The sequence below is a fragment of the Veillonellaceae bacterium genome, assembly GCA_012523975.1.
Taxonomy (GTDB): domain Bacteria; phylum Bacillota; class Negativicutes; order JAAYSF01; family JAAYSF01; genus JAAYSF01.
In genome coordinates, this window is record JAAYSF010000075.1 from 18,490 (window position 1) to 32,600 (window position 14,111).

Genomic DNA, 14,111 nt, shown 5'->3' on the forward strand with positions numbered 1-14,111 from the left:
TAGGTCAGGTTTTTCTTATCTATTTGTCACTCCATATAAAAACACATTGCTTATCATCTTTGCCGTCGTGTCTATATCATCACTTACAAACTTTTGAAATACAGACATAACAATTACACTAAATAGCGCATAAGCTGCCATATTAGCATCGCATTGGCGTATGTCCCCCGCCGCAATACACTCATTAAGCACTATCTCTATCATGCCAACAGTAGACCTAAACCAATCACGGTACTTATCACGCTGCGCTTGAGAAAAATTAGAATACCCTTCACGGCCCAAACCACGAACTTCGTGCATCATTACACGCCACAAATCAGCATTTACCGCATAAAAGGCTATGTACTCCTTAATAATGACCTCTATTTTCGTCAGCGGCGGAATCTGGGAGTCGACTATTTGCTGCAGGGTTGTTTCAAACGGAGCACTGCGCTCTTTAATTAAAGTATAAAACAACTGCTCTTTATTGACAAAATAATTGTAAACCGTACCTTTGCCAGTATCAGCCAGCGCTATTATTTCATCAACTGTAGCTCGGTGATATCCTTTATGCGAAAAAACCTCGTAGGCTGCATCAAGTATTTGCTGGCGCTTGGTGCGTGAATCTGTATAGTTTTCATTCAGACGGGTAATGGCCATTATAATCCTCCCAAAATTCAACACTGTTCTCGCCGCATACAGGGCGAAGCCTAACAACCTATAATTACTATTATAGGAAGCAATAAAAATACTGTCAACCAGGAAACTAGGGCAATTGCGACTATAAGCAGTCTTTAATAACCCTTAGGGCATTCGCATGGCAAATTTTGTCGATTTGACCGGAATTAAAATTATTCTGTTCTAAAGCGTCAGCCAGCTTTTTCATTTCGCTAAAATCAATTATTTCAAGCTCCGGATCGATCCCGTCGAAATCAGAGCCTACTGCCGCCGTTTCAATACCGCCGACGTCTATTATATGTTTTATATGTTTTACCATATCGTTAATACGGCTAATGTCCTGCGAGCCTAGAAAATCGCGGGCAAAATTTATGCCAACAACGCCGCCTTTTTCGGCTAACACCCTTATCATATCGTCAGTTAAATTGCGCGAATGGTTAGTAACCGACCGGGCATTAGAATGAGAAGCAACAAACGGTTTGGATGACAGTCGGGCTACATCATAAAATCCCTGGTCGGATAGATGCGACACATCAATAATCATCCCAAGCCTGTTCATCTCGCTTACAACAGCACAGCCAAACGGCGTTAAACCACGACTGCGATACTCTTCCTTAATATTAGGAAAACCTAACTCATTTGGGTAATTCCAAGTTAGTGTTATCAGACGCACCCCTAGGCGATAGAAGTTGCGGAGATTGGCCATTTCTCCTTTAAGAACACCGCCCTCTTCGATTGTAAGAAACGCTGATATCCTGTTCTCTAAACTATTTCGTCTAAAATCTTGATAGTTTAACGCTAACGCTAAATCAGCGCTGTTATTTTCAATTTCATTATAGAAGCGGTCGAGCATCTTTAAACCATATTCGAGTGGGTTTTCGCACTCTTTTATGTCAATGAAAAGTGCAAAAAACTGTGCTAATGCTCCGCCTGCTTTAAGCTTTGAAACATCGATTTTTAGATTATTGTTTTTTAGCATCACCTCTGGCCCCGCTTCCATAAGGCCCATAATTGTATCGCAATGTAAATCGATAAATGGCATCTATTATCGCTCCTCATTGTTTTTCATGCTATATGATATTCTTAACTTTACAACAATATTTAAAATTAGCTTTAATGCAAAAAGCAGCCTAGTCTCGCTAGACTGCTTGATTTATTCAATACTTGAGCGCAATCTCCTTGCCGAAGTTAATACATGCTTCCTCGCCGTTATCATCTGGATTCCAGAACAGGTTTAAACCATCGTTAACGACATCAAATTTACTTTCCTTAAGCCAATTAGTAATTATTTTTACCGATTCGCCGCTCCAGCCATAAGCTCCAAAAGCTGCAGCCTTTTTATTCCTAAAACCAAGTCCTTTTATTTCTTCCAAGACAGCGGCTACTGATGACAGAACGCCTTTGTTGACGGTTGGCGAACCGACTATAATAGCTTTAGATTTAAAAACCTCAGACATGATGTCTGTTTTATCGCGGCGAGCCGAATTGTAAAGCTTTACCGTTACCTTGTCATCGGCCATTCTAATGCCTTTGGCAATATTCTCAGCCATCTTGCGGGTTCCATTCCACATAGTATCATAAATTATGGTAATTTGGTTTTCTTGATAGTCGGCTGCCCATTGGAGATACTTTTCGACAATCTGCAATGGATTATCGCGCCAAATAACTCCGTGACTGGGGCAAATCATGTTAATATCCAGATTCATGCCCACTACCTCTTTAATTTTCCGCTCTACCATTTTACTAAATGGAGTCAAGATATTGGCATAATACTTCTGGCACTCCGCAAATAATTCAGCCTGATCTACTAAATCATTATACATTGACTCAGAGGCAAAATGCTCGCCAAAAGCATCGTTACTGAACAAAATATTGTCTCCGGTTAAATAGCAAAACATAGTATCCGGCCAGTGCAGCATCGGTGCTTCAATAAATACCAATTCTTTGGAGCCAATATTCAATCGGTCACCTGTTTTAACGACTTGGAAATTCCAGTCTTGGTGGTATTGCCCTTTTATTGACTTTACACCGTTAGCAGTACAATAGATTGGCGTATTAGGGATATACTTCATCAATTCTGTTAAGGCACCACTGTGATCAACCTCACCATGATTAGCAATTATATAATCAATCTTGTTCAAGTCAATCTCTTTGCGCAAGTTATGTACAAATTCTTCGGCAAATGGGGCCCATACGGTATCGATAAGAACAATTTTTTCATCACGTATTAGATACGAGTTATAGGTTGAACCTTTATGAGTGGAGTATTCTTCACCATGAAACTTCTTTAATTCCCAGTCTATTTTACCAACCCAAGATACATTATCATTGATTTTAAAAGCCATAATCTTTTCTTAACCTCCATAAATTTTATTACAGAACTAATTATTATTTATTTAGTTGTGAATAAGTATTCTCCACGAATAATAAATCCCCTCCTTGCTAAGAAATATTTTCCTTGCAAAATGTAGCTTTTTTGAGCAATAATCTGTCAGAGATTGTTTTCCAATAGTCACTCGATGCATATACCTTAACTGAGGTGATAAAATGCCTATATTATACATTACAAAACGCATGCTGGTTATTTTTCTGGTAGTAGGTTTTGTCCTAACAAGCATTTTGGCTTGCAGCGCAATGAATCGTTCACCACTGGAAGGCAGAATTATTATTGTCGACGCCGGCCATGGCGGCATTGATCCAGGCGCAAACCGGCCGGGTGTTGAAGAAAAAAACATTAATCTTGCAATAGCCCTTGAATTAAAAACCGCGCTTAATAGCTATGGTGCCAAAGTTATCTTATCCCGCGATTGCGATACCGATCTAAGCGGGTTATGCGATAATACCAAGATAAAGGGGCGTTATCATCGTGATTTAGCGGCCCGGGTAGAGCTAGTCGAAGAATCAGATGCTGACCTGTTTATCAGTATCCATGCAAACTCTAATTCAAACAGCAAAAAAATTGGTGCCGAATCTTTTTATGCCCCGCGGTCGGAATCCAGTAAGCTGCTAGCAAACTCAATCCAGAATGAACTGTACAATGTAATCCCCTCTCCCAAAACAGCAAATCCCGGCAATTATTTCGTCCTCAAACGCAATAAAGTTCCTGCTGCCTTAGTCGAGGTCGGGTATATCACCAACCCACTAATTTGACCCAACTTAATTCCCCGGACTATCAAAAGCTGCTAGCAGAAACCATTGCCCGCGGAATATTACATTATTATCAGGATAATGCTAACCCACTTTCAGCTTTCCTACCTGGGCGAAATTAATGTCAGAATTTTCGCATACAGAGCAGGAACTGCTTATATATTTGCCTAATTTATCATAATTATAACTATACAGTAGGGGGGTTATCATTTATCATGAATATTGCCGAACGTCTAAGTCGCTTAGGAACAGAGAATGCTTTTGAGGTACTGGCCGAAGTTAATAAATTACAGGCTGATGGCCGCGACATTCTGAGTTTCGCTATTGGCGAACCTGATTTTGACACTCCGCAAAACATTAAGACGGCTTGTATAAAAGCCATTGAGCAAAACTACACTCATTATGGCCCCTCAGCTGGTATTCTACCACTGCGGGAAGCGATTGCTCATTATGTTGGCAAAACTCGCGGTATTCCGGTTTCTCCAAACGAAATAGTTGTCACTCCCGGCGGTAAACCTATTATTTACTACACTATCCATGCCCTTGTTAATCCTGGCGATGAAGTAATCTATCCCAATCCGGGGTTTCCTATCTATGAATCGGTAATCAATTTTGTCGGCGGTGTTCCTGTACCTGCTCCCCTGCTTGAAGAAAAAGATTTTACTTTTGATACAAAACACCTGCAAACCTTAATTACCCCCAAGACTAAGCTCATCATTCTGAATAGCCCTCAGAACCCGACAGGCGGCATGTTAAGCGATGATGATCTCAAAGAAATTGCTAAACTGGCCGTCAAGCATAACTTATGGGTGCTCTCAGATGAAATATACAGCCGGATAATTTATTCTGGAAAGTTTATCAGCATCAGCGCCTTACCAGGCATGAAAGAAAGAACAATAATTCTTGACGGGTTTTCAAAAACTTATGCGATGACCGGTTGGCGTTTAGGCTACGGCGTTATGAATGCCGAGCTGGCAGCCCAGATTGCCCGTCTGGAAACAAATTGCGAGTCATGCACCAATACCTTTATTCAGTATGCTGGTATTGAGGCTCTCACCGGGCCCCAAGATTTTGTTGACGCAATGGTTGCTGAATTCAAAGCTCGCCGCGATTTGATTGTCGCCGGTCTCAACAGCATCAAAGGAGTCACCTGTAAAAATCCTAATGGAGCCTTCTATGTTTTTCCGAATGTAACCGAGGCGTGCAGTAATCTTGGCTTCACAAACTCAAAAGAACTGCAAAAACATATCTTGTATAACGGCGATGTTGCGGTGCTGCCACGTACTGCCTTTGGAGCCCGAAACAAAGGTGAAACCGGGGAATATTTGCGACTCTCCTATGCTACTTCGCGTGAAAATATCATAAAAGGCTTGGAAAGAATCGCAAAAGTAATTGAGGGTTAGATAAACAAAAGGGATTTGCCGCCCGCTAGGGCGCAAATCCCTTTCTTCTTATAACCCCCACGGCATTTCTAAAACTATCAAAGCCACCATTCCGACGGCCATAACAATCTTGAAGATCATACCGACAGCTTGGCCTTTCATGACACTTATCCCCACCCGACGGGCATGTTCAGCGTTACCGGCTTTCGAATACTCTGCTATATAGCTAGCTCCGTAAGCACCGGTTATTGCCCCAAGCACCGACCCGATAACAGGAAGCAGCCCGGTTCCGATAATACCACCGATTATTGCTCCTACAACTGCCGCTAGCATAGCTCGTGAAGATGCTTTTTCCTTTTTTGCCCCTACGGCGCCGGCAATAAATTCAACTACTTCCCCGGCAATAAATAACGTGAATACGATAAATAATGTTTGAAAAGTTATATGGATAAACCCGTCATAAACCGCATATCCCAAGGCAAGCAGCAAAATAACGATATTGCCTGGTAAATTAATAAGCGTAAGCCCAATCCCCACTAAAAGGCCAATACTTGCCGCAATGTTAACAGCCATTACTGAAATCATTTCCATAATAAACACACCACCAAAATAGTTTATAACTTAATCATCCGCAAGCAGCTGCAGCAGCCTTTCTTCCGTAAGTTCTTCTTCTGAAACCAGTTTTATTCCCGTTTTTTTCAGCGCGGCGGCGGTTATACCCCGGCCTTGCTTTACTATATGAGAAAAAGTACCATCGTAGATCTGATTTACCCCACAGGACGGACTTCGTTCTTTTAGAATAGCCGCACTAATTGGAACGGTGCTAACGATTTTTAATATTTGCTCTGCCCCTGCTTTAAATTGACAGGTAACCTCCCGGCCTGAGTTTTCTAGCACTTTAGCTTTGCACTCCAAAACAGTATCGCCTGTTCCGCCGATTATTTCAACAGGCAGCCTTGGAGTCGGTAAGCCGCCAAGCTGTTCAGGGCAAACAGGTATATACTTCCCCCGACAGCCATATCTAATAATTAGTTCATTAGCGTTAGATTTGCCGTCATATTTAGTATCTAGTCCCAACAGACAGGCGCTTACTAAGATCATATGCTCACGCCCTTTTTAAAATTTTCCGTGAAAAATCGAGGTGAGTAAATCAGCCATATCGCCCGCTGACACTTTGACCGGATTTACTCTTGTTGAACCCTTTAGAGAATTCTCTACCAATAATTTAAAATTATCCTCAAAAAGCTGCCTAGATATTCCTGCTTCTCTAAAGCATGTAGGTGTTTTGAGACCCTTATTCAAGTTTTTTATAGCGGCGCAAAAATCGGGCTGGCTAATACTACGGGCTAACCGGTCTAGTTTTGCTTTTACCGCAGGATCCTGGGCATTGTATTCAAGGATATAAGGCAAGGCAATAGCATTAATAAGACCATGACCGAGATCAAACATTCCGCCGATAGCGTGAGAAATACCATGGGCCATTCCCAGACCAACATTATCAAAAGCAATTCCGGCCAGGCATTGATAATGGTGAACCTTTTCACGGCTTTCGGCAGTTTTTTCCTGGTAGGAAACCGGTAGAAAGGCAAATAACCCTTCAACGGCACTTCTTGCCATACATTCGGCAAAATCATCTAAATTATTGTTTATATAACATTCAACAGCGTGAGTCATTGCATCCATGCCGGTCTCAGCAACCACATTATCAGGCATTGTCATTGTAAGTTCAGCATCCAAAATTGCAATGTCCGGAATAAAGGCCGGTGTTTTGATTCCGATTTTAATCTGGCTTTCGCGAAATGTTATAACTGCCGCCCTTGTTACTTCACTGCCGGTGCCCGAAGTGCTTGGAATTGCGGCAAACTTTAACGCAGTTCGCTGTTGAGGCAGCGTGACTGATAATATATTATCAAAAGTTATTTTAGGATTTTCATACATAATAGCCATTACCTTCGCCGCGTCAATAGGCGAGCCGCCGCCGACTGCAATCAGCAAATCCGGTTTAAAGTCACGCATCTTGCTCAGTCCGCCCAAAACATCCCTGGTATCAGGGTTCTTCTTGATTCCAGAGTAAACATACGTTTGACATTTACTTTGCTGCAGCAAATTTTCAATTTTATCAATAACCCCGCTCTTAAACATTGAACTGCCGCCGGTCACAATAAACGCTCTCTCTGCTTGGATACTCTTGACCTTTTCAAGTGCACCGCGACCAATTATGACATTTCTACCGCCTAATATTAAACACTTGATGTAAATTCACTCCTATCCTTAACTAATCTTATTATTTTCGCCAGTATAGAGATTATAAAGATGATAAGAATTAATAAAGATGAGAAGCAAGTTAATTGCTGCTATAGGGTAAGCTTTTATCATAACTCCGTAAAAAGTAAAACAAATCGCCCCTGCTAAGTTTAACCACCTTAGTTTCATCGGCGATGACATCATCAGCGATATCGCTACAAGTACCGATGAAAAGTAGCCCAACCATTCTACCCAACCTACATTTTCCATTCTGCCATCCTCTCAAGGAAGTATTCTCATATAGATTTTACCATTTAACGGCCTGTCCCGCCAGCCATGATTACTTTTCGTGGCAGCAGCCCCCGCAACCACAGCCAGAACAGCCCGATCGACTAGCAAATTGTTTTTCAGCCCAAACCTTGGCTTCTTCTGCTGAAGTAAATACACCCTTCCCAATTAGCGTGGTCAACTTAGCCCCAACCTCAGGGTGGTCATGCAAATCAAGCTGGTCAATTTCGTAATCTAAAAACCGACCAGTTTCATCGATTTGAAAACTAACTATCCAGACTATGTTCGCCTCAGAAGTTTTGCTCATTTCTTCCACCTGCTTTTTATTATTGATAATAATAGTGTTCACCAAATGTAATTCTGCATCTAAGGGAACAAATGGAAGTGACGGCACAATTAGTACCGTCACTTCCTTTTTTCTTATTTCTTTAACGCCCGGTATGCAATATCACGACGATATTGCATACCGTTAAACGTGATCCTGCCTACGGCATCATATGTTTTATTCACTGCATTCAACAGGTCAGATGCCACAGCCGTTACACCCAAGACCCGTCCTCCGCTCGTAGTTATATGCTCGCCAGGCTTTGCTGTTCCGGCATGAAAAATTAGTGCGCCTTGCTCAGTCGCTTGATTCAGACCGCTGATAACATCGCCTTTACGATAAGCAGACGGATAGCCTTGCGCTGCCAATACTACACAAACTGCCGCACCGTCTTTCCACTTGACTTCGGTATCAGCCAGATTGCCGTCAATACAGGCTTCCATTATCACAGTAAGATCCGACTCAAGCAGCGGTAACACAACCTGTGTCTCGGGATCGCCAAACCTGGCATTAAATTCAATAACTTTAGGCCCGTCCGCATTAATCATTAAGCCTGCGTATAAGCAGCCTCGGTAAGGACATCCTTCCTTCTCCATGGCAGCAATAGCCGGCTGCAGAACCTCTGCAACAACCTGCTGCATGATGGCATCTGTAACAACCGGAGCCGGAGCGTACGCACCCATGCCGCCGGTATTAGGACCCTTGTCACCATCGAAAATCCGCTTATGATCTTGAGCCGCAACCATTGGCACTATTGTTTTGCCATCGGTAAAAGCCAGTACCGAGGCTTCTTCGCCTGAAAGATAATCTTCAACCACGACTTGGCTGCCGGCCGCGCCGAATGCTTTATCACACATTATGGCGTCGATACCGCTCAGTGCCTCTTCGATTGTCATAGCAACAATTACGCCCTTACCGGCAGCAAGCCCATCGGCTTTTACAACAACTGGCGCTCCATGCTGCTTAATATACGCTTTGGCTGATTCTGCGTCGGTAAACACCGCATAACCAGCAGTTGGGATATTATATTTTTCCATTAAGTCCTTCGCAAAGGACTTAGAGCCCTCAATTAATGCTGCTTGTTGTGTCGGGCCAAAAATCTTAAGACCATTGGCGGTAAATTGATCAACTATGCCGTTAGCAAGCGGCGCTTCCGGTCCCACAACAGTAAGATCAATCTTATGCTCGCTGGCAAATCTGACAAGCGCCATATTATCGTTTATATCAAGTTTGACACATTCAGCTATTTCCCCTATCCCCGGATTGCCAGGGGCACAGTACAACTTTTCTACGCGTGGACTTGAGGCCAATTTCCAGACTAAGGCATGCTCACGTCCGCCACTGCCAATAACTAATACGCGCAAAATAACACCCCTTAATGTTTAAAATGTCGCATACCGGTAAACACCATAGCAATACCATGTTCATCGGCAGCTTGTATAGATTCTTCGTCTCTTACCGAACCGCCCGGCTGAATTATAGCAGTTATGCCGGCTTTAGCGGCAGCGTCTAAAGTATCGCGGAACGGGAAAAACGCGTCTGAGGATAATACCGCTCCCTTTGCCTTATCTCCGGCCTGCTCCAGCGCGATTTTAGCTGAACCAACCCGATTCATTTGACCGGCGCCTACACCCAGTGTTTGATTACCGCTGGCAACAACGATGGCGTTAGATTTTACATGCTTTACAACCTTCCAGGCAAATAAGAGCTGCTCCCACTCCTCAGCTGTTGGCTGCCGCTTGGTTACAACCTTCATATCGACCCGGTCAGCATCAGCTACATCGGCTCCCTGAACCAAGATACCGCCAGACACTTTTTTAATATCCAACTTGGTAGCACCCTGCTCTGGCATAGCGGCAGATAGCAGACGAATATTCTTTTTCTGGCTTAGGATGTCAAGAGCTTGCTTCTCATAAGAAGGAGCGATTACTGCCTCAACAAAAAGTTCGCTGATTTTTTCAGCAGTGGCTTTGTCTACTAGCCGGTTAAGAGCGACAATACCGCCGAAGGCCGATACAGGGTCGGTCTGATAGGCCTTGCTGTAAGCCTCAGCCAAATCGTTGCCGATTCCGGTTCCACAGGGATTAGTATGTTTTATGATGGCTGCCGCCGGCTTGTCGAATTCGGCGACCAGGGAATATGCAGCCTCAAGGTCAACAATATTATTGAAAGATAATTCTTTTCCATGCAATTGCTCAGCATTCGCAATTCCAGGGCCTTGATAATGCTTTTGCCGATAGAAAGCAGCTTTTTGATGGGGATTCTCGCCGTAGCGCAGATTCTGGACCTTTTCCCAAGTCATATTAAGGGTACGGGGAAACTTGCCTGCGCCAAGCTGATTTCCAAAATAGTCGGCAATGCAGGCATCGTATTCAGCAGTATGCTCAAAAGCTTCATGCGCCAAAGTCATTCGTGTTCCTTCCGAGATATCACCATTGGCCGTTAACTCCTTCACAATAGACGAATAACGAGCCGGATTGACCACAATCGTTACATAGCGGTAATTCTTAGCTGCCGCTCGAATCATTGACGGGCCGCCGATATCAATATTCTCAATTGCTTCTTCAAGTTCAACCTCGGGTTTGGCAATTGTCTCCCGGAAGGGGTAAAGGTTAACCACTACCATGTCAATGCCACCAATATTATGTTTCTTCATGGCATCCACATGCGCAGGATTATCACGAATAGCGAGAATTCCTCCGTGAATATAAGGGTTGAGAGTCTTAACCCGGCCATCCATGATTTCAGGAAAGCCTGTAACATCACTGACATAGGTTACCGGTATACCTGCATCGCGCAGCGCTTTCATTGTACCACCGGTCGAGATTATTTCGACACCGCAGTCGTGCAGTTTACGAGCAAATTCGACTACCCCAGTTTTATCTGACACACTTATCAAAGCTCGTTTAATATCCATTTAGCGCTCCTCCTCATCTATAATAATGACCTTTCTTCCGTCCAAGCGGAGGCGTCCCTCACAATAAAGCGCAACAGCCTCAGGGTATAATAGATGTTCGACTTTTAAAATTCTCTCTGCAAGCTTATCGGCAGTGTCATCCGGCATCACCGGAACAGCTTGTTGAAGAATTATTGGGCCGGTATCTGTTCCCTCGTCAACGAAATGCACCGTGCAGCCCGATACTCTTACACCATAGTCAATCGCCTGCTGCTGGGCATGCAGACCGGTGAATGCCGGCAGGAGGGCAGGATGAATGTTCATAATCCGGCCGCTGAACATGCTGATAAAATCAGATCCCAAAATGCGCATAAAGCCAGCTAATATTACAAGTTCTACTTCATGCTTGTTAAGCTCATCAGCTATAGCCTCTTCAAACGCGGCCTTGCTGCCAAACGTCTTACGATTAATGCAAATTGCCGGGATGCCATATTCACTTGCCCGCTCTAACGCCTTGGCATCCGGCTTATCGCTTATAACGACCCCAATCTTCGCCTTAATTTCGCCAGCCTGTATAGCGTCAATTATAGCTTGAAGGTTGCTGCCACGCCCCGATGCTAATACCCCCAAAATGGTATCAGCCATTGAAAGCGCCGCCTTTCAGGATAACTTCTTTGTTGCCGGTTGTGACCTTACCAATAATATAGCCTTTTTCGTCATTTTCTTCTAAACTCGCTAAAAGCGCGGCGGCTTGGTCTTGAGGAACGACTAAAATCATGCCGATTCCCATATTAAAAGTACGGTACATTTCCGACCATTCTACTTGCCCCCACTCCTTAAGCAGTCTAAAAATCGGTGGTTGCGGCCAGGAAGATGTATCGATCTCTACTGAACTTGTTTCAGACAGAATTCTCGGTATATTATCATAGAATCCACCGCCTGTTATATGAACCATGCCCCGGATATCAAATTTTTCAATTAGCGGCAGGCATACTTTCGGATAAAGACGGGTAGGCGTAAGCAGTTCTTCACCAATTGTCCGGTTAAGTTCCGGAATAAAATCGTTTACCGACATTTGCTTAACGTCAAAACAAATTTTACGAACTAATGAGTAACCATTGGAATGCAGCCCGCTGGAAGGAAGACCAATAAGCACATCACCTGGCACAATCTTCTCACCGGTTATAATTTTAGGCCTGTCTACAATACCGACTGCGAAACCGGCGATATCGTATTCACCGTCGGCATAAAAGCCGGCCATTTCTGCTGTTTCACCGCCGATCAGAGCGCAGCCTGACTCACTGCATGCTTTGGCTACACCGCTGACAATAGCAGCAACTTTCTCAGGCTCTAAACGTCCCACAGCAAGATAATCCAGGAAAAAGAGTGGTTCAGCACCTTGTACCAGTATATCGTTAACACACATTGCAACTGCATCTTGACCGATAGTGTCATGCTTATCCAGCATGAAAGCCAGTCTAAGCTTTGTCCCTACGCCGTCTGTTCCCGATACTAATACCGGCTGGCTGTATTTTTTATTATTAAGCGCGAATAATCCGCCAAAGCCGCCAATATGACCGAGCACCTCCGGTCGATATGTAGCTTTAACATGGCTCTTCATTAATTCTACTGCCCGGTTTCCAGCATCAATATCAACACCGGCCTCACGGTATGTCAAAGGCTTCCCTGCTTTAGTGTTCATAATAAACTCTCCCCATACGTTGATTAAGCTAGTTATCGCCTAGCGCCCTGCTCGAAAACAAACTTATTACTTGCACAATTGCCCTCACACGGAATATCAGCTGGGTAATCACAATTAAAACAAGCATAGCACATCTTTTGATGATTTATATTTGGAACCGATTTCATCAGACCATCAAGCGAGAGATAGTGTAACGAATCTGCCCCTATATACTGTCTAATTTCTTCCACCTGTTTGTTGGCAGCAATTAATTCCTTACGGACAGAAGTATCGATGCCATAGTAACAAGGGAAGCCTATGGGCGGAGAGCTGACGCACATGTGCACTTCTTTGGCGCCGGCTTCTTTTAGCATGCGGACAATTTTGCCGCTAGTTGTCCCTCGGACAATTGAGTCATCTACCATTATTATTGATTTTCCCTTAACTACCGATTTTACGGCATTTAGCTTTATCTGTACACTAAGATCGCGTTTCTTTTGATCTGGCTGGATAAAGGTGCGGCCAATATAACGGTTTTTAATTAAGCCCTCGGCAAATGGTATCCCAGATTCATAACTAAACCCTAAAGCGGCAGTCGTTCCCGAGTCCGGCACTGAAATAACAATATCGGCCTTAAATCCGCTCTCTTTTGCCAATTCGCGGCCCATTTTGAACCGGGCAGCGTAGACGCTTTGACCATCAATAACACTGTCGGGGCGGGCAAAATAAATATATTCAAAAACACATAACGACCGGCGGTCTTCGCTGCCAAACCTAGCTGATGTTATGCCCTTATCATCAATGACTACCATTTCACCGGGCTCGATATCACGAACAAACTCAGCACCGATGGTATCTAAAGCGCATGATTCAGAAGAAAGCACCCAACCATCACCGACTTTTCCTAAGCAAAGCGGCCGGAAACCATGCGGATCGCGAATACCGATTAATTTGTTCTCGGTCATCAGCACAAGACAATAAGCACCTTCAATATGCGTCAAACTTTCCAGAATCTTATCTTCAATTCTTTCCTTGCGGGATCTGGCAATCAAAGTTACAATAACCTCACTATCGATTGAGGTTTGAAAAGCGCTTCCTGTTTTCTCAAGCTTCAGCCTTAGCTTGCTGGCATTAGTTAAATTGCCGTTATGCGCCAAACTTAAATGACCGCCTGAAAAAGATACCATTAGCGGCTGAGTATTAACTAAAAGACTGGAACCAGTTGTTGAATACCGCACGTGACCGATGGCAATATGCTGGTTTTCCATATACGGCAATTGGTGGCGAAACACTTCGCTAACCAGTCCCATGCCGCGATGGACGTCCATCCAAGCTCCGTCTGTAACCGCAATACCGGCGCTCTCTTGACCCCTATGCTGCAAGGCATAGAGACCCCAATAGGTATCAAGGGTTACATTATGCTGCCGTGAATAAATGCCAAAAACACCGCACTCCTCATGCAGTTTGTCGTTCTCCAGGTCTAATATCATA

General features: G+C 43.9%; 14 protein-coding genes and 1 pseudogene. 2 read left to right on the forward strand and 13 right to left on the reverse strand.

Going from position 1 to position 14,111, the window contains the following annotated elements; genetic code table 11:
• Positions 1–15 precede the first annotated feature (15 nt).
• The 3 genes from GX348_10620 to GX348_10630 form a co-directional block, all read right to left on the reverse strand.
• Positions 16–639 (reverse strand): TetR/AcrR family transcriptional regulator, encoded by a 624-nt coding sequence (locus GX348_10620; protein ID NLP42623.1) that lies wholly within the window; start codon positions 637–639, stop codon positions 16–18.
• Between the two features lie 121 nt (positions 640–760).
• Positions 761–1,699 carry a membrane dipeptidase gene (locus tag GX348_10625; GenBank protein ID NLP42624.1) on the reverse strand — a complete coding sequence of 313 codons (939 nt, stop codon included), beginning with the start codon at positions 1,697–1,699 and terminating at the stop codon, positions 761–763.
• Between the two features lie 115 nt (positions 1,700–1,814).
• Positions 1,815–3,002, reverse strand: coding sequence for an anaerobic nitric oxide reductase flavorubredoxin (locus tag GX348_10630; protein ID NLP42625.1), 1,188 nt, complete (start codon positions 3,000–3,002; stop codon positions 1,815–1,817).
• 202 nt (positions 3,003–3,204) lie between these two features.
• Here GX348_10630 and GX348_10635 point away from each other — a divergent pair.
• Together GX348_10635 and GX348_10640 are read left to right on the forward strand one after the other, a co-directional pair.
• A pseudogene (locus tag GX348_10635) lies at positions 3,205–3,926 on the forward strand (cell wall hydrolase).
• A 93-nt stretch (positions 3,927–4,019) separates the two neighbouring features.
• Complete coding sequence (locus GX348_10640) at positions 4,020–5,207, forward strand: pyridoxal phosphate-dependent aminotransferase (protein NLP42626.1); 1,188 nt, start codon at positions 4,020–4,022, stop codon at positions 5,205–5,207.
• A gap of 48 nt (positions 5,208–5,255) precedes the next feature.
• Here the strand turns inward: GX348_10640 and GX348_10645 are convergent, their stop codons facing one another.
• From GX348_10645 to GX348_10690, 10 genes are all read right to left on the reverse strand, one after another.
• Entirely contained in the window at positions 5,256–5,777 is a 522-nt protein-coding gene (locus GX348_10645; GenBank protein NLP42627.1) for a DUF456 domain-containing protein, read from the reverse strand.
• Positions 5,778–5,807: 30 nt separating this feature from the next.
• Positions 5,808–6,287, reverse strand: coding sequence for a DUF523 domain-containing protein (locus tag GX348_10650; GenBank protein ID NLP42628.1), 480 nt, complete (start codon positions 6,285–6,287; stop codon positions 5,808–5,810).
• Between the two features lie 15 nt (positions 6,288–6,302).
• A complete protein-coding gene (locus GX348_10655) occupies positions 6,303–7,439 on the reverse strand; it encodes an iron-containing alcohol dehydrogenase (GenBank protein NLP42629.1) in 1,137 nt (378 codons plus the stop codon).
• Positions 7,440–7,457: 18 nt separating this feature from the next.
• Positions 7,458–7,700: a YgjV family protein gene (locus GX348_10660; GenBank protein NLP42630.1), complete on the reverse strand. Its 243-nt coding sequence runs from the start codon at positions 7,698–7,700 to the stop codon at positions 7,458–7,460.
• 70 nt (positions 7,701–7,770) lie between these two features.
• The gene (locus GX348_10665; GenBank protein NLP42631.1) at positions 7,771–8,127 is read right to left on the reverse strand and encodes a hypothetical protein; all 357 of its coding nucleotides are present in this window, start codon (positions 8,125–8,127) and stop codon (positions 7,771–7,773) included.
• An 11-nt stretch (positions 8,128–8,138) separates the two neighbouring features.
• A complete protein-coding gene (gene purD / locus GX348_10670; protein NLP42632.1) occupies positions 8,139–9,407 on the reverse strand; it encodes a phosphoribosylamine--glycine ligase in 1,269 nt (422 codons plus the stop codon).
• Between the two features lie 11 nt (positions 9,408–9,418).
• Positions 9,419–10,960 carry a bifunctional phosphoribosylaminoimidazolecarboxamide formyltransferase/IMP cyclohydrolase gene (gene purH, locus GX348_10675; GenBank protein ID NLP42633.1) on the reverse strand — a complete coding sequence of 514 codons (1,542 nt, stop codon included), beginning with the start codon at positions 10,958–10,960 and terminating at the stop codon, positions 9,419–9,421.
• Positions 10,961–11,584 carry a phosphoribosylglycinamide formyltransferase gene (locus tag GX348_10680; protein NLP42634.1) on the reverse strand — a complete coding sequence of 208 codons (624 nt, stop codon included), beginning with the start codon at positions 11,582–11,584 and terminating at the stop codon, positions 10,961–10,963.
• Positions 11,577–12,641: a phosphoribosylformylglycinamidine cyclo-ligase gene (locus GX348_10685; protein ID NLP42635.1), complete on the reverse strand. Its 1,065-nt coding sequence runs from the start codon at positions 12,639–12,641 to the stop codon at positions 11,577–11,579. Before GX348_10685 ends, GX348_10680 begins: the two co-directional genes overlap by 8 nt.
• A 32-nt stretch (positions 12,642–12,673) precedes the next feature.
• Positions 12,674–14,110, reverse strand: coding sequence for an amidophosphoribosyltransferase (locus tag GX348_10690; protein NLP42636.1), 1,437 nt, complete (start codon positions 14,108–14,110; stop codon positions 12,674–12,676).
• Position 14,111 lies beyond the last annotated feature (1 nt).

Coding starts and splice junctions, on each gene's coding strand:
- GX348_10680 (NLP42634.1), bottom strand. CDS start 11,584: ATGGCTGATACCATTTTGGGGGTATTAGCATCGGGGCGTGGCAGCAAC.
- GX348_10685 (NLP42635.1), bottom strand. CDS start 12,641: ATGAACACTAAAGCAGGGAAGCCTTTGACATACCGTGAGGCCGGTGTT.
- GX348_10650 (NLP42628.1), bottom strand. CDS start 6,287: ATGATCTTAGTAAGCGCCTGTCTGTTGGGACTAGATACTAAATATGAC.
- purH (NLP42633.1), bottom strand. CDS start 10,960: ATGGATATTAAACGAGCTTTGATAAGTGTGTCAGATAAAACTGGGGTA.
- GX348_10620 (NLP42623.1), bottom strand. CDS start 639: ATGGCCATTACCCGTCTGAATGAAAACTATACAGATTCACGCACCAAG.
- GX348_10690 (NLP42636.1), bottom strand. CDS start 14,110: ATGATATTAGACCTGGAGAACGACAAACTGCATGAGGAGTGCGGTGTT.
- GX348_10660 (NLP42630.1), bottom strand. CDS start 7,700: ATGGAAAATGTAGGTTGGGTAGAATGGTTGGGCTACTTTTCATCGGTA.
- GX348_10630 (NLP42625.1), bottom strand. CDS start 3,002: ATGGCTTTTAAAATCAATGATAATGTATCTTGGGTTGGTAAAATAGAC.
- GX348_10645 (NLP42627.1), bottom strand. CDS start 5,777: ATGGAAATGATTTCAGTAATGGCTGTTAACATTGCGGCAAGTATTGGC.
- GX348_10640 (NLP42626.1), top strand. CDS start 4,020: ATGAATATTGCCGAACGTCTAAGTCGCTTAGGAACAGAGAATGCTTTT.
- GX348_10625 (NLP42624.1), bottom strand. CDS start 1,699: ATGCCATTTATCGATTTACATTGCGATACAATTATGGGCCTTATGGAA.